This window comes from Leptospira chreensis (genome assembly GCF_016919165.1).
Taxonomy (GTDB): domain Bacteria; phylum Spirochaetota; class Leptospiria; order Leptospirales; family Leptospiraceae; genus Leptospira_A; species Leptospira_A chreensis.
In genome coordinates this window covers 25,201-48,484 of sequence record NZ_JAFFPS010000035.1, presented here as the reverse complement: position 1 = coordinate 48,484, position 23,284 = coordinate 25,201, and the positions used below count along the sequence as shown (strand labels likewise).

Sequence of the window (23,284 nt, the reverse complement as noted above, 5' to 3'; positions counted from 1 at the left end):
ATTGGAAACGGCTTCAATGATATCTGATAGAACTTGGCCTTGGATCATGAGATTGTATTTTTAAAGGGCTCCTAAATTGAAACTAATCATAAAAACTTAAAGGGCTTCCTGTTTTTCCGGTGGATCACTCACAAGCGGAAGGACAGTTTTTTTTACATCCAGTAAGGGGCCTAGTTCATAGATTGATTCGTATCCGTATGCTTTGAGAGAGTTGTAGGTAGAAAGATTCAAAGAGGCCGCAGGACTTTTGGCAGCAAAGGCTTCTTGGTTTCCTTCAAAGTTGTTATTACAATAGATAAGGATTTTTGATTTTTTTTCAGGAATGGCCTCAGCTAAAGATTCTTTTGTGAACTCGGTAAAAGGAAGATTCTTCGCTCCCTTAATATGTAAAAGATGAAACCGGTTTTCGCTACGGGCGTCGAGTAAAACAACACCTTCTTCCGACATTAATTTCAAAAACTGTTCTTCTGTTAGGCGATGAGTTTCTCTCTCCCCTTCGGAACGATTCACTATTCGTTTGAACTCACCGTAATTGATGAGTTTGTTTTCGATTGGTACTGGTTTGGATTTTATTTTCTTCTTTTTAGAAGATTCCGAAACGAGGGGGATTGTGACCAGTACCAGTAAAATCAATACGAACTGCTTCATAAGGGAATCTCCTATTTAACGCATCTCAAAGTATACTATTGGATGGTAAGGAAACTCAAACCTTTTTTCGACTTGCCAGGGGAATTGAGGAAATTGTGATACATCAATGAGCGCATTGAGAGCAATTATCAAAACAAACAAAGGCGATATTCGTATCGATTTGTTCCCAGACAAAACACCAAATACCGTAGCCAACTTCGTCAATTTAGCCCAAAGGAATTATTACAACGGACTTAAATTCCACCGAGTCATTGCAGACTTTATGGTACAAGGTGGATGCCCACAAGGGACTGGAACTGGTGGACCTGGTTATAAATTCAGAGATGAGTTTGATTCTAGTTTGAAACACAACAAACCGGGAATCCTTTCCATGGCCAATGCAGGTCCTGGAACCAATGGAAGTCAATTTTTTATTACCCACGTTCCCACTCCCTGGCTCGATGGAAAACACTCTGTCTTCGGTGCAGTAGTGGATGACTCAGACCAAGAAGTAGTGAACAAAATTAGCCAAGGCGATATCATGGAATCTGTCACCATCGAAGGGGACGTAAGTTCTGTTCTAGCTGTGGCAAAACCATTTTTGGATGATTGGAACCAAATCCTAGATTCTAAAAAATAAAGGTTGATTCTGTCCTTTGGTTTCAAAAGTCTAATTACTATGAAACCAAAAGGAAAAGAAAAACAAGTCACCCAAATCAAATTGGCTTCTAGAATGATTTTTTCTATGAAACCAACGAAAATCAAAGCATCTAAAAAACTCTATTCTCGAAAAAAGAAAGAAGACCATTCGGGAATAGAGTTTCTGCTTTCGCTTCTTTCTTAACCCAAATCCCCAACCTTTTTACCTTTCCATCTCACTCCAAGAATCTCTTTCCAGTTCCTCTTCCTGACCTAAGTCCACAAGCATCAATCGTTCCAGTTCTGCGTTTCTCTGTTTGGCAAGACTCATGTACTGCACACGGTCTCTTCTAAGTTCAAAAAGTTCATCGAAGGTATCATCATCATGTTTGAGAAATAGATTCTTTGCTTTTTCTGCTGTATGGGATCTTGTGCCGAGTAGTTTTAATACATCTCTTCCCATAACGACAGCGGTTTCTCTGGTTTCGCGGTAGATATGTTGCACTCCCATTTCTTTTAAATCATAAGCCCCTTCTCTATCTCCGGCCCTGGCTACAATTTGAATTTTAGGATAGTGTTGACTGACATTGCGAATGAGTTCGGCTTGTTTTTCTGGATTGTCGAGAGCCGCCACAAGGATCTTGACATGTTCTAAACCTGCTGATTCTAATAACTCAAGCCTTGTTGGATCTCCAAAGTAAACTTTAAACCCAAATCGACCAAGCATCTGCACTCGGTCAGCATCATAATCCAAAATGGTGATTCCAATTCCATTGGACCGAAGGAAACGACCGAGCATGTTTCCAAACCGTCCGAACCCACAAATGAGCACCGGGTTTTCTTGTTTATGAATGTCCTGGGCCGTTTGTTTTTTAGGAATTTTGGATTCTAAAAATCCAAAAAAAGTTTTTTCGTATAACAAAAGTAGTATGGGAGTAAGAGCCATACTCACTGCCACAGAAGCCACTAAGATGATAATGGTTTCCTCATCCAAAATTCCAAGTCCTTCCGAATAACCAAAAAGCACAAAGGAGAACTCTCCTACCTGGCATAATGCCAAGGAAAAATAAATGTTTTGGTCCAAGGGAAGACGAAAGACAAGCCCAAGTAAAAATAAAACCAGGGCTTTGATGAGGATGATTCCGAAAACAATTCCTAAAACCTTAGTGGGACTTTGCATCACCACAGGGAGGTCCATCGAAGCACCCACACTTAAAAAAAACAATCCGAGAAGAAGTCCCTTAAAAGGTTCAATGTTACTTTCTAATTCATGACGAAACTCACTACTCGCAAGTACAACCCCGCCAAGAAAGGTGCCTAGGGCCGCCGATACACCCACAGCTCCCATAAGAACAGAGATGGCAATGACGAGTAACAAACTAGCACCGGTAAAAATTTCACGATTTCCTGACTTGGCAAGCAAACGAAAGAATGGGCTTAAAACATATTTACCCACGAGAATGATTCCAATCACAACGGACAATACGACCAATGTTTTGGCATATCCAGGTAAATGTTCGATAAGAGAATGATGTTGTGAAGCATCAACTTGACTGGATTCACTTAACATAGGAAAGATGGCAAGAATCGGAATCACAGCCATGTCTTGGAAAAGAAGGACAGAAAAAGCAGCTTGGCCAGAAACAGATTTCATCAGCCCTTTTTCCTTTAAAGTTTGTAAAACAATGGCTGTGGAAGAGAGAGATAAAATGAGTCCTAGGGCAAGAGCCGGTTTCCATTCGAATCCAAATCCAAAACAAAAAGCGGCTGTGATAACGGTTGTGAGAACAAGTTGTAATCCCCCAAGCCCGAGTAACCAAAACTTGAGTCGCCAAAGTAGATCTAATTCTAATTCCAATCCGATGGCAAAGAGCATCATCACCACACCAAACTCAGCGAAGTGTAACATATCTTTGCCTTCTGTTCCCACAAAACCAAAAACAAAAGGCCCGATGACAATCCCCGCAATCAAATATCCGAGAACCGAGCCAAGACCAAGTCTTGTCGCAATCGGCACCATGATGATGGCACTGGTGAGATAAATCAAAGCCTGAACAAAAAAACTAGACTCACCCATAAATACCACCTAACAAGTTGTTTATAAAATTTAAATACCGATTGGATTCTTTTTGTAGGTCCAGTTCATTCAACTGGAAAGTCCCTTGGACAAGAAATGGTGCCAGATAATCCATACCACATAATTCAGCGGTTCTACGAAACGGAAGTAGGAAATCCTCTGTTGCATATCCATGGAATCCACCTTTCGAATAGGAATCTTTCGATCCTCCTGTGGTTATGACTTGAATCCATTTTTTTCCCACAAGTTGATTCCCATCCACCCCATAAGCCCATCCATCTTCCAAAACCATATCCATCCACAATTTCATGAGTGGAGGACAACTATACCAATACAAAGGATGTTGGAATAAAATAATATCGTGGTCTAAGACCAAATTTTGTTCTACCTTTACATGGATTGAAAAATTAGGATACTCTTCATATAGATCATGTAATGTGATCGCATCAGAACTGGGAATCGAATCCAAAAGCATTTGATTGGCTTTGGATTTCTCCAATGTGGGATGGACAAGCAAAATCAAAATTTTAGGCATACGGGACAAATTCACAAAAACCATAGATTGGTAAAACGTAAAAAAAATAGTTTTCCATTGACTCTCGTTGTAAATTTCTTTCAAATTTCTTCTGTGACAATACTTTCGCTTTTTTTCTCTACCTTTGTTTCAGAAGACCTGACTTGTATTGCCGCAGGACTCCTTACCAAAGAAGGAAAACTATCCTTACACTTAGCCATTTTCGCCACAGGACTTGGCATTTTTGTGGGGGATTGCCTTTTATATTTTGGTGGATACCTTGTTAGGCGAGGAATCGTAAAATGGAATTTTCTTTTAAACCTTCCCCAAAAATGGGAATCCACAAAAGTTATCACGAATTGGAAACTCCATTATAGAAAGTCGATTTTTCTTTCTCGATTTTTCCCAGGGACGAGGCTTCCTCTTTATTTCAGTAGTGGTTTTTTTGCCCTTCCCTTCTTTCCTTTTTTCTATATCAGTTTTTTTGCCGTAACCGTCTGGACAACCGCCTTTGTTTTTTTGGTCTATCTTTATGGAAATTTAGTCAGTTTGTATGGAAGTCCAAGTCCTTCGATTTTTTTCAGTGCCTGTGTTGGTCTTAGTTTTTATCTCCTCTATAAAATCCTAAACATTGCCGCAAATCGTACAAAGATAGAAAACTTTTGGATCAGAATTAAAAAAATCAATCGCTTGGAATTTTGGCCGGCTTCCGTATTCTACCTTCCCTTAATCCCCTATCTCCTCTATTTGGCTCTTCGTTTCAGGGGCTTCCGTTACATCACAGCAGTCAATCCGGGAATCCTTGCTTCAGGAATTGCGGGAGAATCCAAATCAGAAATCCTAAACCTCATTCCTAAGGAAACGGTAGCAAAGTTCCAATACATTTCCCAAAAAGAAACTGACCCTGAAAGTAAAATTCAAAATTGGATCCAAAGAGAGAAACTATCTTTTCCCATTATCGCCAAACCAGACAAAGGTGAAAGAGGATTCTTAGTCAAAAAAATCCATTCCATAGAAGAATGCCGCACCCTCCTCCAAACTTATCCCTTGGATTGGATCTTTCAAGAATATATAGAAGGGCCTTTGGAAGTGGGTGTTTTCTACTACCGCCACCCAAGAGAGAAACAAGGCCATATTTTTTCAGTCACAGATAAAATCTTTCCCGAGGTCACAGGAGACGGTGTGAGCGATCTAAAAACACTGATCGCAAATCATCCCCGATTTAAATTTCAAAAAGAAACTCATTTCAAACACAACAAACAAAAGTTAGATAAAATTTTATCTGTTGGCGAAACCATTTCCATTGGTTCGATAGGAAATCATATCCAAGGTTGTATGTTCCAAGACGGGAGTCACTGGAAAACAAAAGAGATGGAATCAAAACTAATCTCTATCGCCGATTTGATTCCGGGATTTTATTTTGGAAGGTTTGACATTCGGTTTTCGGACTCCCGCAAGTTTCAGTCAGGACTTGGTTTTAAAATCATAGAATTAAATGGGGCCACAAGTGAATCCACAAATCTCTATGATCCGAAGTTTTCAATCCGAGAAAGTTATTCTATTTTATTTCGCCAGTGGAAATTGTTATTCCAGATTGGTTCTGCCAATTACCAAGCAGGCACTCCCTTATTTCCTTTTACAGATCTTTACCGTTTGGTAAAAAACCATAACAAATACCGGGAAACTTTCTCTGACAAAGATGAATTAAACGGATTAGCAAAACTTAAATAGAAATTTTAGAAACAGGATTCGGAACCAAAACTTCTAGGCTGATCAAACAAAACCTAATCAAAAAAATCTTTTAGATAAGGAATCTGTTTTCTTTCTCTATATAAAAGATATGTAGATAAAGATAAGACTACGAGAGCCAAAATAAAAAGAAGTCCACCATCATTTTGTACGACAATTCCCAAAAAAACAAAATGGGACAAAATGGCACCTAACATCAAATTGAATCCCAGTGCGGCCCCAAGCCATACAAAACGGGGAACTAATAAAAACAAAACACAGAATGTCTCCAAAACAGCAAGCCCATACCTTCCCCAAGGTTCCATTCCCATCACGGAAAAAATAAATTTAGATTCTTCGGAACCGGAAAACTTAAAATACAAGGTTTGTCCAATGATAATGACAGCCAACAAACGAGCCCCATGAAAAAGAATACGCTGAATTTCCGGTAATTTCACCTAAAGAACCTCCGATAAAATGATTTCTTTGATTTCTTTAAAATTGGTCCAGGGAATGAAATGGTTTTCTCCCTTTAGAATTCGAATCCTATATTTAATGGCTGGTTTCCATTTCGTAAAGTAATAAACATTCTTTACAGATACTAATTGGTCCTCATCCCCATGTACAGAAATGACTTCTAAATTACGATTTTTGATGGGACTTGCAAATTGGACCAAATCAGATTTTAATGTATACATTTCCTCATTGCTATGGATCCAAGACTCCGGAAGGAACCACTGGATGGCAGAGAGACTCGCCATATGATTGTACCAATGTAACTCTTCTAATTCTGGATCCATAGGTGCCGAAAGTAGAATGCTCTTCCAAACCATTGGATAGGAACTGTCTTTTTCCATCGCAAAAACCAAAGCCACTGGTCCTCCATAGGAATGACCCAGAACCATCCCCTCTTCAAAAACCAATCCTTCCTTTTTCAGATATTGAAGAAGAGCGGAATGGATGGCCTTCCCTTGCAAAAAAATATTGGGAACAGAAGTCTTATGGAAAGAATTTCCATAACCCAACCGGTCCGGTAAAAACATACAGAATTCTTTTTGTAAATCTTTGTCTTTTAAGTAGGATTCAAAATCAGAAGCCGAACCAGGAGAGCCATGAATGAAAAGAAGAAGTTTCCTTTTGTTTTTACATTCATTGGATAAAAAATAAATCTCTCCCTCTACGGAAGGAGATCGGAACTCATAAATTCGCTCCCCTCCTAAAGAAGAGGAGGACCCGCAAAATAGAGAGGAAAGAATCGAAAGATAAATAAAAGAAATTTGTATCCGATACCAAACGAGGTGATTATGGGTGCACATCACACTCAAACAAACAAAGCTCCCGACTCATAAAGGCGTTTAAAAAGATCATTCGGTAATTTTGGATTGATTGTATCTGCATACTCGGGTAAAAAACCTTTGACTAAATACATCTCAATATCGGCCTTATTTTTAATTGAGACAAGTCCGCGAGATTCACATTCAAAGAAAGATTTTACTTCTTCGTACACTTGTGCCGAGATATTTACCTCTCCACTCACCCCTGAACTTTCCAGGCGGCTTGCCGTATTGACAGTATCTCCCCAAACATCATAAGCAAATTTATCAATACCAACCACACCCGCTACGAGTGGGCCCACATGAATTCCCAAGCGAATTTCCCAAAATTCCCTACCACGTAGTGCATGGATTTCCTTTTGTTCGGCCATATAGGATTGGAAAGCAATGCCACATAACACAGAATCAACGGCATTCGTTTTGTTTTCTTTGGGTATTCCACCCACGGCCATATAAGCGTCGCCAATGGTTTTGATTTTTTCTAAATGGTATTTTTTACATAAACGATCGAATTCACGAAAAATTGTGTCTAATTCTCCAACAAGTTCTTCGGCATTCATCTTCTCTGCAATTTTTGTAAACCCAGCCATATCACAAAAAAGAACGGAAGCAGATTCATATCGTTTGGGAATGACCCTTGCTTCCTTTTTTAATTCTTCGGCAATGGGCTCTGGTAAAATATTTAATAGTAAAGATTCTGATTTTTTCCTTTCTACATTTAGGTTTCGACTCAGAATAAAAATCAAAATTCCTGTTAGGATTTGAACAAAAAGGTAATTCCCTCCTGCATCCAAATAACGATCCAAATCGGTTTCATACGTTGTCACCCAATCTCTGTGATAAAACTCAACCGTATACAAAGAGGCTGCTATCAGAATATAAATCGAATAAACAATAAAGACATTGTGGTTTCTAATAAGAATGAGCGCGATGACAAGGGCCGGAATCAAATAATAATGATTTCCTCCGAGAGATCCTCCGTTAAAGAACCACATAGAAGAAAGATAAAAAAGAATGGTTAAATTAAAAGGCCAATACAATGAAAAATAAATACTCTTAACTCGGCTCAAATAATACATAACAAGCATTAGGAGTCCAGAGCCAACATTAAGAGCAATGAGGATCAAATAATTTTCTAAATACAGAACTCCAAATACCCCAAACAAATTGAGAAGGCCATTTACGAGAGAAACCGTATTAAACAACCGGTGTTCTAGAGAGTGTTTTTTAGGATCTCCGAGAAAGAGATATATCCATTTCATTGTAATTGGCTAGTTTCTCCCTTCAAACGAAGGGGATTCAACCTTTTTTCTTGGCCACTCGGATTTCGTTATCATTCTCAGGTTGACATTCTGTCTTTGAGATTAGAATGATTTGAATTATTTATCATGGATGCAAAAGAAATCATCAAAATTCGGGAACAAGCAGAACTTGCAAGAAAAGAAGGCAGAAACGACGAAGCCATCACCCGTATGAAGGAATATTTGAGTTTGGTGCATCCGTCTTTTACTCAGCAAGCATGGTTTTTCATTGCAGAAATCCTTTTTGAAAAAAACCAAATAAAGGAAGCTTTAGCTCATTGCGATGAGTCTTTACGCATTATGAAGGATTTTATCCCTGCAGTAGAACTTAGAATTAAAATTTATAAATCCATGGGGAAGGATTCTGAAGCAAAAATAGACCAAACAACAATTGCCGACTACGAAGCCAAAGAAAAAGCAAAGTGGGATGACCCTGATCATTACTATCATTATAAGTAATCATGACCAAGGTGATTTAAATTCCTTTTCAGAACCTCGAATTGGATTGTAAGGCTTATCTAATAGCCAAACGCATTGACTGGTTCTAATTTACAAGCATCTGCTTGTAAGGAAGCCGTTAGACTAGGATTGACTGCTGCTGCTTGGATGGCTGAACTTGGTTTGTTACAACTACTCACTTCAGTCATAATAGAAGTTAGGTGCCTAGAATACTGGGTCTCTATCACTGCATAGTTCGCAATTTCATTTTTGCATTTTCTAAAAGACTTCATTGTGTAATAAGTATCATCCCCAATATCGGAAATCGATTCAAATATCGAAGGAGTATAAATTAAAGAGATCACCGACTCCAAGGCACTCACACTGACTGTTTCATTGCTGTAACGTCGAAAACGGATGTATGCTGGAGATGTGCATTGAAAGGCAAGACAAGAACCTGCGTCCACTGAAAGAGAAAATCCAACATAGGAAGAGACAACGCTACCGGATAAATCAGCAGTTCCGCAGACAGAGTTTGTTGTAAATTTACAACTGGCACTTGCCGAAGTAGTTTCTGTTTTTAGAATTTTTACAGTATACGATGCGTAGGCAGCAGCCGGATAAGACCGGAAATAATACGTTCCATTAGAAGGAACCGATAAATCCAAATAGGATGTTCCTGTTGGCAAACTGAAATTGGCAGCTGCAGTGGGACTCGTAAACCCAAGAGTAGCTGTGTTTTCAGTAGGGCAAGTATAAGTAGAAGTGGCAGAATTAGAGAAAGCATTCAAAGAAGCAGTCAAAACACTAGACAAACTCACCAAACTTAGATTTGATCGATGTTCCTCGAGTTGCTTCTTCGCTTGTTTTCCCTGAATCCCCGTTGGAGAATAAAAATTTGTACAATGAATCAGAAAAATGAATACAAAAGAAAACAGATTTATTTTTTTCAACATAACGCATATTTGTTGTATCTAGGTTTTTCGTCAACCATTTCTCGTTAGGTGTAAAATCAAAAACTGTTTACTACAACTATATATTTTAATATTAGAAAGAATCAAAGGTGACAATGCCCAATACTCACATCCCGCCATTGCCAAGCATTCATACCCGAAGCTGCTTCCAATTCGACCTCACTCAAACTAAAAGAACTCGCCGATGCATCCAACAATTCGAAACTCCAGGTAAATCTGTCCCCGCTAGAAACAGAAAGAGAATCTGGGCAATTAGAAATCCCCGAATACCCCTTCGGTTTGTATTTTCTTCCATGATTGTCTATCAGTGTAACGTTTTCGATGATCGTACAAACTTGTGACCTTTCCAAAAATTCTAATTCGAAGGTGGTCGTAGATTTATTTTTACAAATTTGGTTGATTCTAACTTTATTTTGATGATCCACTCCCAAATAACAGCAGTTCCCGGGCTTTGTCACCATCTGTTTTTTCGTTGGATTTTTTTTAGGGTTTTGGCCAAATTCGTTGATCGCAAAAATACTAATTTTAGCAAACAATACAAGGATAACAATTGTTAATATTTTGAAATTTTTCATAGAGAACCACTCGATCCTTTTTTTTGGATCTAAAATAGGATTCAATAATAATTTTTGATCCATTCGGAAACAAAAAAGCCCCTCCCCGAAGTGTCCTTCGAGAAGAGGCAACCGTCTTAAGGCAACTCTTGCCTTACTACGACTTAGGCGTTATTCAAAAGTCGTAATACAGAATTTGACCGAAGACTGGCTTGCGCTAGCATTGCCGTACCGCTTTGCACGAGAATTTGTTTCGTCGTGAGCGCTACCATTTCTTCCGCCATATCTGCGTCCCTAATCCTTGATTCGGATGCTTGCATATTTTCGTATGCACCCATGAGGCCTTTTGCAGTACTTTCGAGCCTATTTTGATAAGCTCCCATATCTGCTCTCTGCTTCATGATCTTAGTCAAGGCGAAGTCCGCTTTAGCAATCGCTTCGTCTGCTTTTCCAGGTGTAGAAAGAGCAATCTTAATCGCACCTTCTGACATCTTTAGAGCTTTCGAAGTCATAGTTCCAATGTAGAAACGCTCTCTTTGCTTTGCGTTTGCTCCCATGTGAAACCACATCGACGCCTTCGTTGACTTTCGAGCGAAGTCTCCTTCAAACAGTTTCATTTTATTGAACTCTGCTTGCGAAGCAATTCGATCGATCTCATCCACCAGCGCAGATACTTCTACCTGCACGAGCTGCCTGTCCTCAGGTGTGTAGATTCCGTTCGATGTCTGGATCGCAAGGGTCCGGATTCGTTGGATGATTTCCGCCGACTGGTCGAGGAAACCCTCTGCAGTCTGGATGAAACTCAATCCATCTTCCGTATTCCTTTCGGCCTGACGTAAACCACGAATTTGAGTTCGTAGTTTTTCCGAAACAGCAAGACCAGAAGCATCATCACCGGCAAGGTTAATCCTTTGCCCAGTGGAGAGGTTCCTCATGGTCTTATCTACATCCCATTGTGTAAACTTGAGAGCACGATGTGATTGAATCGCACTCATGTTGTGATTGATAATCATTGGCCTACACTCCTTTGTGTATAACCAAGAACGGTATATGTTTCGTTCTTAGCCGGACAATCCCTGTCCGGTGTCAAGGATGAGCTTTCATTTTGCCACCTGGCAGGGGAAAGCCGGCTGATTATCTAATTACAACTCTTCAGTTACACTAACCACTCACTTCGTTAGGTCATTAACGAAGGAGAGAAAGAACTCCTTGTGGACGAACATTCGCCTGAGCTAACATAGCAGTACCAGATTGAACTAAAATCTGGTTCTTTGTGAAAGCCACAGTTTCTTCTGCCATATCCGCATCACGGATCCTAGACTCGGAGGCTTGGGTATTCTCATAAGCGTTCATGAGCCCTTTTGCAGCATGCTCAAGACGGTTAAAGTAGGCACCTAAGTTTGCTCTTTGTTTGCTAATGCGTGTTAACGCAGCATCCAAAGTTCCGATCGCATCGTTTGACTTGTCAGCTGTTGACAAAGACAAGAGATCTCCACTTTGGCCTTTAAGATTAAGTGCACGTGCAGTCATTGTTGCAATGAACACTCTTTCTCTTTGGTGTTGGTTTGGTCCTAAATGGAACCACATGGAGGTTGCTCTTGATCCGCGAGCAAAATCACCTTGAAGTAAATTCATTTTATTGAATTCTGCTTGAGAAGCAATTCTGTCCACTTCGTCGATAAGTTGTGAAACTTCGACTTGGATCATTTGTCTATCTTCGTCAGTATAAATACCGTTAGACGACTGAATTGCAAGTGTTCGAATTCTTTGAATGATATCATTCGACTCTTGCAAAAACCCTTCCGTTGTTTGGATCAGGCTCATACCGTCTTCGGTATTTCTCTCTGCTTGTCTAAGACCATTCACCTGCGTTCTCATCTTTTCAGAAACGGCGAGTCCGGATGCATCATCACCTGCTCGGTTGATTCGCATACCAGAGGATAGTTTCTCCATATTTTTGGAGACTTCCTCGTTTTGAAACTTGAGGACGCGATGTGAGTTGATCGCGGCTAAATTGTGGTTTATGATCATGGGTTTCCTCCTTGAAACTTGATCTGGCAAACGAGAGAATCCCTTCTCTCGCTTTTTTTTGTGTCTGGCTTTCAGGCCCCATTGGTGCCTAAAATCTCTATTTGTTCCCTTTGTATGTCGGTGATCGGATAAAAGAAATTAATTCGAAGAAATGGGGGTGTTTCGGGCGTTTTTCGCGATTTATTGCGGTTTTTGGAGGGATTTTGTCGACTTTAGCGTTTTATTTTTTTTAAAAAAAAGTTCTACTTTTCCCGTTACGAAGATCGGCAAATTCCCATTTTCCATAAGCGAATTTTGGAAAATGGGAGAAATTGTTCGGGTTACCCCTATTTAGGGGCGGCTTGAGAGGGGGGAGATGGTTTCCCAGTGGTAAACCGAATTGGCTTCCCCGGAAAATTTGTGTTCGATTGTTTTTAGGTCTTTGAAGTTTTCAAATAAACTTGCGTTTAACGCACGTAACGTGGACTCCATTGCCTGGATCCTACGTTTGTTCAAAACTTCTTCTGGTTCTTTAGGGCCTGTTTCTGTTCCACCCGTATAATACGTGATGGTATCGACAGGAGCATTGGCATTTTCGTCTTCTGCGTCAGCATCCGCTTCATCGGATTTCGTACGAGGCAGTCTGTATTTCTCCATAACGTCTTGTAAGATGGAAACATTCCAATCCACAACGAGTTTATTTCCCTTTTCCACAAACCAGGTTTGTTTTAATGCAAACCGAATGTCCAAAAGTTTTTTAGGAGAAAACAACTTTCCATCTTTGGCCAAGGCTTCCACAGAATCAAAGTAAGGTGGGGAACCCACTTCACCAACAAGTTGGTAAATAAAGGCTTCCGTTTCTTCTTGTTTCAAAACCTTTCTATGGATGGGGATTTGTTCCCCTTCTCCATTCGAAATAAAAATCACTACCGGCTCTCTATGATCTAGAGAGGGATAGGAATACAGTTGGAAAGGAAGAAGCAAACGAAATGGGTTTTGTTCGGCTAAAATAAAGAAACTAAAGAAGATAAGAAGAGAAAACCAAGACGCAAACAAAAATATAAAATCGCGTGTGAGTTTGGTTTCTCCGGTTCCGATTTTATAAAATCGAATGATAAGAACTTTTAAGATTTCTTTCAGGGAACGAAGATATTCTTTAATCTTTTGAAGATGCGTATTCATGAATTCCTTTGATAACACTGCGTGCAATTTTCTTTTGGTAGTTTTTATCCCGCAGTCGTTTGCTTTCTTCAGGGTTTGTCAGATACCCCATTTCCACAAGTACCGCAGGCATAAGGCTTCCTCGCAAGACGGAAAAATCTGCCTTTTTCACACCCCGAGAAGGAATGTCAGGGCTTAGGGCTTTTTCATACTGGTCGGCCACAGCCGTCGCCAATTTCCGAGAACGCCTTTGGGTGACACTGGACAACATCTGAGACTGGATCTGGGAGACAACTGGGTTCTTGTGTTTTCCCACATAACGATTTTCCAAAAGGGCCGTCTCCCGAGCGGCTTCCGTACTCGGACTTTGGGAAAGATAATACACTTCAAAACCCGCTGCTTTGTCGGAGAGAGAAGCATTACAATGGAAACTGAGGAAAACCACATCGCGGGTATCATTCAAAACTTGGTTGGCGAGTTTGGAGCGGTCTTCCAATTCCACAAAACTATCGTTTTTGCGAACCATCTGGACTCGGATTTCGGGATAGTATTTGCGAAGGTATAAATAGGTATAACGAGCCACACCGAGACTCACGTCCTTTTCGAAGTAACCGGTAGGGTCAGAGGTGCCAGGATCCTTTCCCCCATGCCCTGCATCGATCACAATGGCTTTCACATTGATATTTCGTTTGGGGACAGGGTCTTTGGGAACGAGAACCCAAAGTTCTGTATCTTTGAACTGGTAACGCACATCATAGGAAATGAGATTGAGCAAAATGGCTTCGACAAGATCCAAAGGAAGATAGACATCTTCCTCCTTTTTCAAAATAGGTTTGGGAATTTTGTAAATTTTACCATCCAGAGTGTAAAAACTGGACCCTAGTCGAAACTGGAGATTCCCTTGGGGAGTGAAGACTGAGCCTACTCTCGTAAACTTTTTTAGTTTGGTGGAAAGTTCGGGCATAATCGATTTGAGATCAGAAAATGCCACATAGTTTCCCTTTCCGTAGAGCGGAAGTTTGGCGACCTCCGCTGTTAAGAAACTAGGGAAAAAACAAAAACAAAAGAGGACTAATCCTTTTTGAAGATAGAAAGAATTCGCTGCCAAATCGATTGTTTCTGTTTTTTAGATTTTTTGACTTCGTTGATATCAAAGAGATTTCGTCTTGGATCATTGTTCTTTTGGTTTGATCTTCCCGACTGATTCTTCTTATGCGGCTGTTTTCCTTTTCCATCTTTCGGATGGTGGCCATGTTTCATTTCATGGTGGGTCATTTTGGCTGGATGTTTGTGATCCTCACCACCGCCTGGATTCTGTGGGTTTCCATGCGGATGAGACATCTTCGCCGGTGGGTGGTGTTTGTCGCCTTTGCCCTTACCGCCACGACCCCGGTCACTGCCGCCAGACCGATCCCCTCGATCTCCCCTGTGTTCGCCACCGCGTGTTGGTTTCCCACCACGACCGCCGCGTTCGCCTCGCCCTTCTCTGTCTTGGTATTTCTTTTCTCCAGGAATGGCTTCATCAGCAAATACAGGAGTGAACTCACCCTTAGGAAATTCTAAATACTCTTCACGAATTTCGGATGTTGGAATTTTAGAATTCAAATACTTTTCAATTCGTTCCAGTTCCGTATAATCGGTTTCGGAACAAAATCCAATGGACTGGCCTTTTCTTCCCGCACGAGCTGTCCTTCCAATCCGGTGCACATAGTTTTCTGCATCTTGGGGAAGGTCATAATTATACACGACATCGATGTTTTCAATGTCGATCCCGCGGGATGCCACATCGGTCGCAATTAGGTATTTGTACTTTCCTGCTTTGAAATCGCGTAGAAGCCTAATTCGTTTCTTTTGGTCGAGTTCCGAAGAAAGGCCAGTGGCTGTAATTCCAAATCTACGAAGAGTAGAAACAATCTTTGGGATATTCATTTTGTAGTTGGTAAAAATGATTCCAAGACCTTCGATCTCATTGTGTAATAATGAATTCACAAGATAAGGGAGTTTTTCCTCTCTTCCCAAATGAAGTAAAGACTGGTCAATCCGTTCTGTAATGACTTTTTCCGGATTGATATGAACTTCAATCGGTTCATTCAAATACTTACTAGCAAGACGAACCACTTCGTAACTGAGAGTGGCACTAAATAACAAAGATTGTTTTCTGTTTTTACATTTGTGGAAGATGTATTTGAGATCTTGAACAAATCCCATATCGAACATTCTGTCCGCTTCATCTAAAATCACTACTTTGATATTTTCCAAGGAGAGGCCATGATTTTTAACAAAGTCAATGAGCCTTCCCGGTGTTGCAACGATGATACAAGCTTTGTTGCCGAGCGCTTGTTCTTGGGATTTGTAATCGGTTCCACCAATGATGGTAGCCACACCGAAGTCTGTGAATTCCAAAAGTTTTTTGGCTTCTTCTGCGATTTGTATGGTCAGTTCTCTTGTAGGGGCAAGGACGAGTGCATAAGGTAATGCTTCCTCTTCTTCTGCCGACAAAAGTCTGTGGAGTGTAGGAAGTAAGAAAGCCATAGTCTTTCCAGTTCCGGTTTGTGCAAGGCCAGTGAGGTCTTTTCCTTCCATCGCGAAAGGAATGGATTTGGCTTGGATGGGTGTGAGCTCTGTGTAGCCGATTTTATCTAAGGCTTTAGTGAGAGACTCATGAAAGGGTAATTCGTTAAATTTCATAATGGATTTCAGTGTTTTAATTTTCTGGCTGTCAGTTCGATGGTATCACCATAAGCAAATGAGTTTGCATACAGTCGATACAGCCATTCGGGGAGTTTGCCACGAGGACTTAAGTCCCGGTAGGAGTGATACGACATTGGTCTAACATAGTTCACCTCGAAGCCGAGGATTGACAAGAGTTTTTTCAAAGAGTGGACAGAGTAGTCAAAAAAGTGGTCAGAAGGATGGGTGGCAAACCACGCACTCGGATTCGTTTGGAAACTAGGTCCAAAACTGGAAGGAACCGCCAAATAGAGAAACCCACCCGGTTTTGTCCAAGCCTGGATCCGCTCCCAGATTCCATCAATTTCCTCGATATGTTCGATCACAAAAAAAGCAGCCACTACATCAAAAGTTTCTTTCCATTCGTTGGTAGGAATAGCGAGAACCGACTTCTTTTCTACATCCAAGGAAAGCTTTGCCTTCGCATATTCCACTTCCTTGGGAGAGAGTTCGAGCCCTTTGGCAAGGTAACCGGCCTTCTTTGCCTCATCCAAAAAAAATCCCGCCGCAGAACCAATCTCTAAAAGGGAAGATCCTTCCGCTTTGGCCCCTACTTTCTCCAGAACCGAAAGCCTACGTTCTGCCATGGCCCGGAGGTTTGGTTCATCTTCGTAATAGGACTTTTTGTATTGGTTGCTGTATTCTTCCATAAAGTAACTGTCCCCATATTCGCGGACTTTAGCGGGAAGATACCGAAGAACGCCTGTAAGCCTGCATTCTTCATAAAAGTCGGGAAATTTTTTATGGGGGAGAAATTGGAATAAACTCAAAAATAAGTTCTCTTTTTGGATTCGAGAGATTTCTCATACTGCGCCCGGGCAGCCCTTTTGTTTTCATAAGCTTCCGATAGACTCGGGTTCAAATCAATGGCTGTTTGGAAACTGGATAGGGCTTTTTTAAATTCCCCATTTTTGAAATAACAAACTCCCAAATAATTATGAGCTTTGGAAGAAACACTCGGTGTGACATCCGAACGAGTGATCACTGTTAATTCTTCGATCGCCTTTTCCCGATCCACAAGGGATCCCGAATCAATGAGGATTTTGGAAAGTACAAGTTTTGACTCCATATCTTCCGGATCCATATGGGTGGCACGAAATGCCTCTTCTTTCGCCCTTTTGGAAAGTCCGGAGTTACCGCTATTGGCGTAACTTAAGGCCAGTTTTCTATGGGCGAGTTTGATTTCTTTAGGGTCCTTACTGTTTTCCAAAACATAAACTAACACCTTTTCTGCGGCTAGATAATTTTTGGTTTGGATGTACACATCAGCCAGTTTCAATCTGGCTTCATAAAGTTCTGGTTTCCAAGCAATGGCCTCTTCGAATTCGGCTATGGCTTCGGAATAAAAACGATTTTCTAAATAGTAATCCGCAATGGCAAGCCTAGACTGCGCATGGTTCGGATCCAGGGCCTGCGACTTTCGAAGAGACTCAATCGCCATAGTTGGTTTTCCGGCATGCAAATAAGCCAGACCTAGATTGTAATAGGCCGATTGGTTTTTCGGATTTAAAGCAAGGGCCCCTTCAAAGGCCGTAATACTTTCGGAATACCTTTCCATTTCATCGAGGATGATTCCAAGATTCACATAAGCGGTTTCTGAATAGCTATCTCCCGGTGTTAGGCGGATGATCCGACGAAATAACCCTTCCGCTTCCACGAGTTCCCCTTTTTTGTAATAGAGTTCTGACAAAGCAAAAAGGGAATCCACGTCTGAGGGTTTTAATAACAAAGCTTTTTGTAAGGCAGTGATGGCCATATTAGTTTGGCCCATGGAAAGAAAGGCATCCGCAATGTACCGGTAGACTTCTGGTTCATTGGCATTGGAATCAAGGGCTTTTTGGAAGTATTTGGCTGCCTCTTCTGGAACTTTTTTCTTTAAATACACCAAACCTAAGTTATAGTAGGATTTGGCATCGTTTGTTTTCAAACGAATCACTTCTCGGAAATAATACTCGGCACGGTCATAGTCTTCTCTTTGGTAGAAGATGGTTCCGAGGTGGCCATAGGACAAAACGGCCGTTTGGGAATTGGGAGCTGTCTGTACTACCTTTTGAAACTCGGAAATGGCCTCGGCCATATTTCCTTGTTTTAAATAACTAATCGCTAAGTTATAAGTGAGTGTCACATCACTTGGCGCAAGCGACTGCCCTTCTTTATAGGCGTCAATGGCGCTTGCCGGATCTCCAATCTCTTGGAACAAATTCCCTTGCAAAAGAGAAACTCGGTAGTCATTCGGGGCAATCTCTTTGGCTCTCTGGGCTGCACGCCTTGCTTCTTCAAACTTTCCGGCATGTTTGAAAGCGAGAGATAAATTGTAATAAGCAAAATAGTTTTTGGAATCGTATTGGATGGCTTTTTCCAATCGTTCAATGGAATTCACATAACGACCGGCTTCATCATACATCACACCAAGCACAGTTAAGGCGATCGATTTGTCTTCGTCGCTTCCCGGAGAATTCAGGAATTCTTCACAAACCGTTCCCACTCGGTTCACATAGCGGTTGTGGTAGGCATTCAGGCAAGCCGCGAGTTTGGGATTTACGGAATCATCAGGAAGGTAAGGTTTATCAACAAGTAAGTCGAGGGCTTTTTTATCACGAGGAAGGTTTCCGATTGCTCTTGCGATCTCTTCGGGATTCTTTTTTTTCTCTAGATACCACCAGTAACCGGCGGTTAAAAATCCAAGGACGAGGAAAACAAGAAAACTCCAAAATAGAAACGACAAAACCGGACGGCGCGCCGTGGTCTCTGATTCGTAAGTTGTTTCTTTTTCTCGACCCAGGTTCCGTAAGTATGGATCTTCCTGGTAATAACTTGGCTGTGAGGATTGTTCCTCAATGCGAAACCGGTTTTTTTGGATGGGATCCATGATGCTCTTACTGGGGTTTGTTCGCTACGATCTCCTTCTTATAGAAGGCATCAAGTAATCCGTTGATAAACTGTGCTGATTCTTCAGTTTCAAATTCTTTGGTAAGTTCCACCGCTTCATTGATGACAACGGGGGCAGCAAGGAAAGGTTCCTTTTGCAAACTAAGAATTGATAAACGCAAAATACAGCGGTTGACAACGGAAATACGCGAAAGTTCCCAATTCTCCGAATACTTCTTGATTAGAGTATCGATGTTTTTTCGATTTTCGACCACTCCTTTCACAAGAAAGACAGCATAATCCTTTTCTTCTCTAGTGATTTTTTTATCGTACCAATCGAATTTCATAGCCCGGTCCGGATCGGTTCCGACCAGGTCGATTTGGTAGAGGCACATCAGGGCAAGACTTCGCCCGCGGTGTCTAGAACTCATCCGATCTCTTTGAAAAGATTGGCCATTTCGATGGCAGTGGTAGCGGCTTCATACCCTTTGTTTCCAGCCTTGGTTCCGGCTCTTTCGATGGCTTGTTCGATGGATTCAGTGGTGATGACCCCAAAAATCACAGGAACCGATCCATCGGCAACGGATCCTACTTTGGCGGCTTCCCCAGAAACCAAATCATAATGAGAAGTGGCCCCGCGAATCACAGCACCTAAGCAAACGATTGCAGAGAATTGGTATTTTTTAGATTGTAAGACACGTTTTACGGTTTGTGGGAGTTCGAAAGCACCGGGCACATAGATGACGGTGACATCACTTTCAGCGATCCCATGTTGTCTGTACGCGTCTTTTGCCCCTTTCAGTAGGGACTCAGTAATAAATTCATTGAACTTCGAAACGATGACACAGTGTTTTTGTCCGTTTCCAATTCTTGAGCCTTCCAATGTAGCTGTCATGTATCCAAATTCCTAGGGGGTTGTTATTTCGCAAGACGAATGACAAGGGTAATCTTTCCGTCTGGATTTTCCACGACTTCGAACCCGTCTCTTTCCAAAGCTTTTTTCGCTCGGTAGATGGCCAGATTCACAACATTGGATTTCTCATCCGTCGGTTTTTGTGGTTCTTGGATCATAAGCCCCCCTCTTACCTTTAAAGTTCGGAGTGCGGACTATACAATCTTAAATGCCAATGGCTTTACAAGGTAGAATTGTTTTCCTCTTATGTCATATAGGAAGAAAATGAAGAAAAAGAAATCCGTAAAGAAGGTCAAAAAAAGAAAACCGGTAGTGTATACCGAGAGTGACTTTATTGTGAAACCTTCCTCTGTTCCCAATATCGGAATGGGACTATTCACCAAACAAACATTATACAAGGGAGATACCGTAGGTTTTTACATGGGTAAAATCATTACCGATGAACAAGCGGAATCGAACAAATACGTAGATTCAAAATACCTACTTTGGATTTGTAAAGACTGGTGGATTTATGGTGAAGGTCGCGAGTCCAATTACACCCGTTATATCAACCACTCCTCAAAACCCAATGCGGAACTTGTCACCTCTGTGAGATGGAAAACGGCTAGGTTTAAAGTTTTAAAAACCATCCCGGATGGCGCGGAAATTTTCTTTGATTATGGAAAGGACTACTGGGACAACGTCGACTTCAAACCGAAGTGATGAGTGGACAAGCCAAAGGAATTCTTTGGCTAAAAACCAAATAAAAAACGAGAAATACGGCCTCTTAGAGGAGACCGTGATCTGAGAAGGATGATTTGGAAGTGGACTTGCCGGTCTCGGCAGCTTCCAAAGCGTCCATGTACTGAATGACCGAATCATCCATACGGAAGACCCCTTCCGTGTTTTCTTTGTGCATCACCCGGCAAACCAAAAAGTTCACAGCAAAGAAAAGGAGTGTAAGAACCAAGGGAAAACGATACCTTCGTGACATAGAAACCCTCCGATTAGGACAAGCCTCTTACCGGGAACTCCCTAGGCAAGAAATTTACGAAAAGAATTCTAGTAGAAATCTTCGATTCGGATGTCAGGGAACGCATTGTTCTCTGTTTCGGCCGCCAAAAGGACTCCTTCGTCCACAGCCCCTAGAAGCATCTCCTCCAAAGCCAAAAAGAGATTGGTGTGAACATTCGTACGCCGGACCGCATAGTCCACCATGGTTCCTGTTTTCATAATAAAAGCCCAATCACTGCTTTGCAAAAGAAGGAGTTCCCGACCCATTTGTTTTAGGATCCGTTTTTGCACGTCCGTTCCCGACCCAAATTCATGGGCCCTTTTGTGCATCCGGATGCTCATTCCATGGATGAGAGGATAGATCCAATCGTTGGTTGGATTCAGCCACACTTCCCCATACCCATTTTCTCCCCAACTACTCATCTTCATCTCTACAGACTGGACACGTGGGAGAGAACGGGCAGCCTCCATAGGATGAGAGAGCTTAATTGTGTTTTGGTTGAAGTGGATTTTTTTAAATAGGAATTCGATAAACTGCGGGCCTTCATACCACCAGTGTCCATAGAGCTCAGCATCATAAGGCGAAACAATCACCGCCTGTTGTTTGTTTGTTTCGTACAAACTTTCCGCTTGGTGGATGCGGTTTCGTAAAAAATCTTCGGCATGGCTTCCGGCCGCTTCCATCGCCCAGTCCGGATGGTAGTACCCTTTGTCCGAGGTTTTTCCTGTGATTCGAAAGTATTTGATACCAGTATTGATCCGCACTCCATTCGAGTTTAGGTAGGGAGAGATTTCTTCCCAAGGCAGATCATGTCCAATGTCACGGTAGTACTCTCTGTACCGAAAGTCTCCCGGATACCCATCAATCGAACTCCAAACCTGTTTGCTACTTTCGGGATCGCGACCAAAAGCAAAGACCCCATGTCCCACTTCAACCGGAGCATAAACTCCGAACTTAGGCCTGGGGCTTCCATGAGTGATCCCGTGAGTGTCGACAAAGAAGTACCGAAAACCTTCCCGGTCGAGCTCCTCTTCGAGTTTTTGTGTGTATCCACATTCCGAAAGCCAAATCCCTTTTGGGTCACGTCCCCAAATCCGCCGAAAGGTCCTTCTCCCATTTTTTAATTGGGAACGAAAGATCGAACTTTCTGAATCATAAAAAGGAAGAAAGGCGTGAGTGGCCGGGCTTGTCATCACTTCCAGCTCCCCTGATTCCACAAAGGGCAAAAACAGTTTGGTTAAGTCCCCACCCTCTTCTTCAAAGATAGATTCCGTATCTAAAAAATGGTCTAAGTATCTTTTCGAAAGATAATTCAAATGGGGATCTTTTAGGGTGCGTTTGGTTTCGCTTCTGGCAAGAGTGATTAGATTTTTAATGTACTTACGAAACCCATTTTGCAAATAAGAGTCGGTTAGCATAAGCGAAAGTGTCGGAGTAAAGGACATGGTGATCCGAAACCGAACCGATTCCTTTTTTAAATTCCGAAAGACTCGGATCAGAGGGATATAAGTTTCGAGGATGGCTTCGTTCAGCCAATTTTCTTCGATAAAGGGTGTAGGATACCCGGGATGTCTAACAAATGGTAGGTGGGCATGCAAAACAAATACCAAATGCCCTTTGACTAAATGATGCATTACAAAAGTCCCTTTCCTGACCCCGATCCGTTCCCCCACCGCGACTGCGATTGGTTTGGGTCTGCATTGGGTTCGCCAGAAGTTACCTTACGTGGGTTCACATAGAACTCGGAGGAGTCCCCATCTTTAAAATAATACTCATCACTTCCAACAGACTTGGCAACAATCCCCATCTCAATCCATTTGGGATGGATCCACTCTTTGTCCAAACGAAAGGATTCGGTCCCCCCGGGGAGATCCTTTCCGGAAGAATGGAGAGTTGAGATTTCTCTTTTATCAAAAGAAACAAGGATTGAGGTTTGGATATCTCTCACGGGGAACATAAATTTCAAATAATAAGATTCTGTATAAGGAGCTAAATCGTAAAAATCGGTACGTTCACTTCCGAAAATATTTTTGTATTCTACCTTCAGTCGAAAATGCAAACCATCCGTCGAATTGGTTTCTAAATCATGTAAAAGATTCTTTATGGTTTTTGCAGAAAATTTCCAAAACACAAAGGCTTCTTTGGGAGTGCGGACAAGAACGCGGATCAAATCTTCCTGTGGGAATTCTGGATGTTTGGTGAATTTGGAATCGTTGTAAAGGGATTTTAGAGCTGTAAGTGGTGGAGACGGACTTGTTTTTTCGGCGACTTTTTTTTCCGCCTTGTTTACCGATTTCTTTTTTGCAGCGACAACTGATGTTTTCTTTTTAGGGGCAGATTTTTTTTTGGGCCCCACTTTCTTTTCTTCACTTGCCATCCTCCAAGCTTAAAGACGAGAAAGATCCACCTTCAATTCTTTTTT

26 protein-coding genes are annotated in these 23,284 nt (G+C 41.6%); 5 read left to right on the top strand and 21 right to left on the bottom strand.

Annotated elements, in window-relative coordinates; genetic code table 11:
* Positions 1-96: 96 nt before the first annotated feature.
* On the bottom strand, positions 97-648 hold the full coding sequence (locus JWG41_RS11495; protein ID WP_205270074.1) for a rhodanese-like domain-containing protein: 552 nt from the start codon (positions 646-648) through the stop codon (positions 97-99).
* 106 nt (positions 649-754) lie between these two features.
* Between JWG41_RS11495 and JWG41_RS11490 the strand changes: the two genes are divergently transcribed.
* Complete coding sequence (locus JWG41_RS11490) at positions 755-1,267, top strand: peptidylprolyl isomerase (protein WP_205270073.1); 513 nt, start codon at positions 755-757, stop codon at positions 1,265-1,267.
* 39 nt (positions 1,268-1,306) lie between these two features.
* Positions 1,307-1,471 (top strand): hypothetical protein, encoded by a 165-nt coding sequence (locus tag JWG41_RS11485; RefSeq protein ID WP_205270072.1) that lies wholly within the window; start codon positions 1,307-1,309, stop codon positions 1,469-1,471.
* A gap of 18 nt (positions 1,472-1,489) precedes the next feature.
* Here JWG41_RS11485 and JWG41_RS11480 read toward each other — a convergent pair whose 3' ends face one another.
* Positions 1,490-3,343, bottom strand: a complete 1,854-nt coding sequence (locus JWG41_RS11480; protein ID WP_205270071.1) for a monovalent cation:proton antiporter-2 (CPA2) family protein — start codon at positions 3,341-3,343, stop codon at positions 1,490-1,492.
* Positions 3,336-3,878 carry an NAD(P)H-dependent oxidoreductase gene (locus tag JWG41_RS11475; protein WP_205270070.1) on the bottom strand — a complete coding sequence of 181 codons (543 nt, stop codon included), beginning with the start codon at positions 3,876-3,878 and terminating at the stop codon, positions 3,336-3,338. Before JWG41_RS11475 ends, JWG41_RS11480 begins: the two co-directional genes overlap by 8 nt.
* Before the next feature lie 27 nt (positions 3,879-3,905).
* On the opposite strand from JWG41_RS11475, the gene JWG41_RS11470 reads away from it, so the two are divergent.
* A complete protein-coding gene (locus JWG41_RS11470; RefSeq protein WP_232373949.1) occupies positions 3,906-5,588 on the top strand; it encodes a DedA family protein in 1,683 nt (560 codons plus the stop codon).
* 53 nt (positions 5,589-5,641) lie between these two features.
* Here JWG41_RS11470 and JWG41_RS11465 read toward each other — a convergent pair whose 3' ends face one another.
* Genes JWG41_RS11465 through JWG41_RS11455 form a run of 3 tightly spaced genes read right to left on the bottom strand, consistent with a single transcriptional unit; the run spans position 5,642 to position 8,181 of the window.
* Complete coding sequence (locus tag JWG41_RS11465) at positions 5,642-6,043, bottom strand: DoxX family protein (protein WP_205270069.1); 402 nt, start codon at positions 6,041-6,043, stop codon at positions 5,642-5,644.
* Complete coding sequence (locus tag JWG41_RS11460; protein ID WP_205270068.1) at positions 6,044-6,901, bottom strand: alpha/beta fold hydrolase; 858 nt, start codon at positions 6,899-6,901, stop codon at positions 6,044-6,046.
* A 5-nt stretch (positions 6,902-6,906) separates the two neighbouring features.
* On the bottom strand, positions 6,907-8,181 hold the full coding sequence (locus JWG41_RS11455) for an adenylate/guanylate cyclase domain-containing protein (protein WP_205270067.1): 1,275 nt from the start codon (positions 8,179-8,181) through the stop codon (positions 6,907-6,909).
* A gap of 126 nt (positions 8,182-8,307) precedes the next feature.
* Here JWG41_RS11455 and JWG41_RS11450 point away from each other — a divergent pair, with 126 nt between their 5' ends.
* Positions 8,308-8,679 carry a tetratricopeptide repeat protein gene (locus JWG41_RS11450; RefSeq protein WP_205270066.1) on the top strand — a complete coding sequence of 124 codons (372 nt, stop codon included), beginning with the start codon at positions 8,308-8,310 and terminating at the stop codon, positions 8,677-8,679.
* 59 nt (positions 8,680-8,738) lie between these two features.
* Here JWG41_RS11450 and JWG41_RS11445 read toward each other — a convergent pair whose 3' ends face one another.
* The 12 genes from JWG41_RS11445 to JWG41_RS11390 form a co-directional block, all read right to left on the bottom strand.
* On the bottom strand, positions 8,739-9,614 hold the full coding sequence (locus tag JWG41_RS11445) for a ferredoxin reductase domain-containing protein (RefSeq protein ID WP_205270065.1): 876 nt from the start codon (positions 9,612-9,614) through the stop codon (positions 8,739-8,741).
* A gap of 101 nt (positions 9,615-9,715) precedes the next feature.
* Positions 9,716-10,270 (bottom strand): hypothetical protein, encoded by a 555-nt coding sequence (locus JWG41_RS11440; RefSeq protein WP_205270064.1) that lies wholly within the window; start codon positions 10,268-10,270, stop codon positions 9,716-9,718.
* A gap of 80 nt (positions 10,271-10,350) precedes the next feature.
* Positions 10,351-11,199, bottom strand: a complete 849-nt coding sequence (locus JWG41_RS11435; protein ID WP_205270063.1) for a flagellin N-terminal helical domain-containing protein — start codon at positions 11,197-11,199, stop codon at positions 10,351-10,353.
* Between the two features lie 172 nt (positions 11,200-11,371).
* The gene (locus tag JWG41_RS11430; protein WP_135575347.1) at positions 11,372-12,217 is read right to left on the bottom strand and encodes a flagellin N-terminal helical domain-containing protein; all 846 of its coding nucleotides are present in this window, start codon (positions 12,215-12,217) and stop codon (positions 11,372-11,374) included.
* 330 nt (positions 12,218-12,547) lie between these two features.
* Positions 12,548-13,378 carry an LIC_10740 family protein gene (locus JWG41_RS11425; RefSeq protein ID WP_205270062.1) on the bottom strand — a complete coding sequence of 277 codons (831 nt, stop codon included), beginning with the start codon at positions 13,376-13,378 and terminating at the stop codon, positions 12,548-12,550.
* The gene (locus JWG41_RS11420; RefSeq protein WP_408611750.1) at positions 13,353-14,348 is read right to left on the bottom strand and encodes an N-acetylmuramoyl-L-alanine amidase family protein; all 996 of its coding nucleotides are present in this window, start codon (positions 14,346-14,348) and stop codon (positions 13,353-13,355) included. The genes JWG41_RS11425 and JWG41_RS11420 overlap by 26 nt, the downstream gene beginning before the upstream one ends.
* 80 nt (positions 14,349-14,428) lie before the next feature.
* Positions 14,429-16,045: a DEAD/DEAH box helicase gene (locus tag JWG41_RS11415; protein ID WP_205270060.1), complete on the bottom strand. Its 1,617-nt coding sequence runs from the start codon at positions 16,043-16,045 to the stop codon at positions 14,429-14,431.
* An 8-nt stretch (positions 16,046-16,053) separates the two neighbouring features.
* Entirely contained in the window at positions 16,054-16,857 is an 804-nt protein-coding gene (locus JWG41_RS11410; RefSeq protein WP_205270059.1) for a class I SAM-dependent methyltransferase, read from the bottom strand.
* Positions 16,854-18,956: a tetratricopeptide repeat protein gene (locus JWG41_RS11405; protein WP_205270058.1), complete on the bottom strand. Its 2,103-nt coding sequence runs from the start codon at positions 18,954-18,956 to the stop codon at positions 16,854-16,856. Before JWG41_RS11405 ends, JWG41_RS11410 begins: the two co-directional genes overlap by 4 nt.
* 7 nt (positions 18,957-18,963) lie before the next feature.
* Positions 18,964-19,386 carry a transcription antitermination factor NusB gene (nusB, locus tag JWG41_RS11400; protein ID WP_084597385.1) on the bottom strand — a complete coding sequence of 141 codons (423 nt, stop codon included), beginning with the start codon at positions 19,384-19,386 and terminating at the stop codon, positions 18,964-18,966.
* Positions 19,383-19,850, bottom strand: a complete 468-nt coding sequence (ribH, locus tag JWG41_RS11395) for a 6,7-dimethyl-8-ribityllumazine synthase (RefSeq protein ID WP_205270057.1) — start codon at positions 19,848-19,850, stop codon at positions 19,383-19,385. Before ribH ends, nusB begins: the two co-directional genes overlap by 4 nt.
* Positions 19,851-19,873: 23 nt before the next feature.
* The gene (locus JWG41_RS11390; protein WP_205270056.1) at positions 19,874-20,026 is read right to left on the bottom strand and encodes a hypothetical protein; all 153 of its coding nucleotides are present in this window, start codon (positions 20,024-20,026) and stop codon (positions 19,874-19,876) included.
* 106 nt (positions 20,027-20,132) lie between these two features.
* On the opposite strand from JWG41_RS11390, the gene JWG41_RS11385 reads away from it, so the two are divergent.
* Entirely contained in the window at positions 20,133-20,570 is a 438-nt protein-coding gene (locus tag JWG41_RS11385) for an SET domain-containing protein (RefSeq protein ID WP_205270055.1), read from the top strand.
* Positions 20,571-20,634: 64 nt separating this feature from the next.
* Here the strand turns inward: JWG41_RS11385 and JWG41_RS11380 are convergent, their stop codons facing one another.
* The 3 genes from JWG41_RS11380 to JWG41_RS11370 all read right to left on the bottom strand — a co-directional run bounded on the left by JWG41_RS11380 (position 20,635) and on the right by JWG41_RS11370 (position 23,239).
* The gene (locus JWG41_RS11380) at positions 20,635-20,841 is read right to left on the bottom strand and encodes a hypothetical protein (RefSeq protein WP_205270054.1); all 207 of its coding nucleotides are present in this window, start codon (positions 20,839-20,841) and stop codon (positions 20,635-20,637) included.
* 68 nt (positions 20,842-20,909) lie between these two features.
* A complete protein-coding gene (locus tag JWG41_RS11375; protein ID WP_205270053.1) occupies positions 20,910-22,496 on the bottom strand; it encodes a glycoside hydrolase family 57 protein in 1,587 nt (528 codons plus the stop codon).
* The gene (locus tag JWG41_RS11370) at positions 22,496-23,239 is read right to left on the bottom strand and encodes a DUF4912 domain-containing protein (RefSeq protein ID WP_205270052.1); all 744 of its coding nucleotides are present in this window, start codon (positions 23,237-23,239) and stop codon (positions 22,496-22,498) included. The genes JWG41_RS11375 and JWG41_RS11370 overlap by 1 nt, the downstream gene beginning before the upstream one ends.
* Positions 23,240-23,284 lie beyond the last annotated feature (45 nt).

Excerpts from the sequence above, each read along its gene's own strand:
- JWG41_RS11450 (WP_205270066.1), top strand. The coding sequence starts at position 8,308 with ATGGATGCAAAAGAAATCATCAAAATTCGGGAACAAGCAGAACTTGCA.
- JWG41_RS11440 (WP_205270064.1), bottom strand. The coding sequence starts at position 10,270 with ATGGATCAAAAATTATTATTGAATCCTATTTTAGATCCAAAAAAAAGG.
- JWG41_RS11425 (WP_205270062.1), bottom strand. The coding sequence starts at position 13,378 with ATGAATACGCATCTTCAAAAGATTAAAGAATATCTTCGTTCCCTGAAA.
- JWG41_RS11380 (WP_205270054.1), bottom strand. The coding sequence starts at position 20,841 with ATGTCACGAAGGTATCGTTTTCCCTTGGTTCTTACACTCCTTTTCTTT.
- JWG41_RS11385 (WP_205270055.1), top strand. The coding sequence starts at position 20,133 with ATGAAGAAAAAGAAATCCGTAAAGAAGGTCAAAAAAAGAAAACCGGTA.
- JWG41_RS11475 (WP_205270070.1), bottom strand. The coding sequence starts at position 3,878 with ATGCCTAAAATTTTGATTTTGCTTGTCCATCCCACATTGGAGAAATCC.
- JWG41_RS11405 (WP_205270058.1), bottom strand. The coding sequence starts at position 18,956 with ATGGATCCCATCCAAAAAAACCGGTTTCGCATTGAGGAACAATCCTCA.
- JWG41_RS11480 (WP_205270071.1), bottom strand. The coding sequence starts at position 3,343 with ATGGGTGAGTCTAGTTTTTTTGTTCAGGCTTTGATTTATCTCACCAGT.
- JWG41_RS11415 (WP_205270060.1), bottom strand. The coding sequence starts at position 16,045 with ATGAAATTTAACGAATTACCCTTTCATGAGTCTCTCACTAAAGCCTTA.
- JWG41_RS11435 (WP_205270063.1), bottom strand. The coding sequence starts at position 11,199 with ATGATTATCAATCACAACATGAGTGCGATTCAATCACATCGTGCTCTC.
- JWG41_RS11490 (WP_205270073.1), top strand. The coding sequence starts at position 755 with ATGAGCGCATTGAGAGCAATTATCAAAACAAACAAAGGCGATATTCGT.
- JWG41_RS11430 (WP_135575347.1), bottom strand. The coding sequence starts at position 12,217 with ATGATCATAAACCACAATTTAGCCGCGATCAACTCACATCGCGTCCTC.
- JWG41_RS11375 (WP_205270053.1), bottom strand. The coding sequence starts at position 22,496 with ATGCATCATTTAGTCAAAGGGCATTTGGTATTTGTTTTGCATGCCCAC.
- JWG41_RS11485 (WP_205270072.1), top strand. The coding sequence starts at position 1,307 with ATGAAACCAAAAGGAAAAGAAAAACAAGTCACCCAAATCAAATTGGCT.
- JWG41_RS11445 (WP_205270065.1), bottom strand. The coding sequence starts at position 9,614 with ATGTTGAAAAAAATAAATCTGTTTTCTTTTGTATTCATTTTTCTGATT.
- JWG41_RS11495 (WP_205270074.1), bottom strand. The coding sequence starts at position 648 with ATGAAGCAGTTCGTATTGATTTTACTGGTACTGGTCACAATCCCCCTC.
- nusB (WP_084597385.1), bottom strand. The coding sequence starts at position 19,386 with ATGAGTTCTAGACACCGCGGGCGAAGTCTTGCCCTGATGTGCCTCTAC.
- ribH (WP_205270057.1), bottom strand. The coding sequence starts at position 19,850 with ATGACAGCTACATTGGAAGGCTCAAGAATTGGAAACGGACAAAAACAC.
- JWG41_RS11460 (WP_205270068.1), bottom strand. The coding sequence starts at position 6,901 with ATGTGCACCCATAATCACCTCGTTTGGTATCGGATACAAATTTCTTTT.
- JWG41_RS11370 (WP_205270052.1), bottom strand. The coding sequence starts at position 23,239 with ATGGCAAGTGAAGAAAAGAAAGTGGGGCCCAAAAAAAAATCTGCCCCT.
- JWG41_RS11455 (WP_205270067.1), bottom strand. The coding sequence starts at position 8,181 with ATGAAATGGATATATCTCTTTCTCGGAGATCCTAAAAAACACTCTCTA.
- JWG41_RS11390 (WP_205270056.1), bottom strand. The coding sequence starts at position 20,026 with ATGATCCAAGAACCACAAAAACCGACGGATGAGAAATCCAATGTTGTG.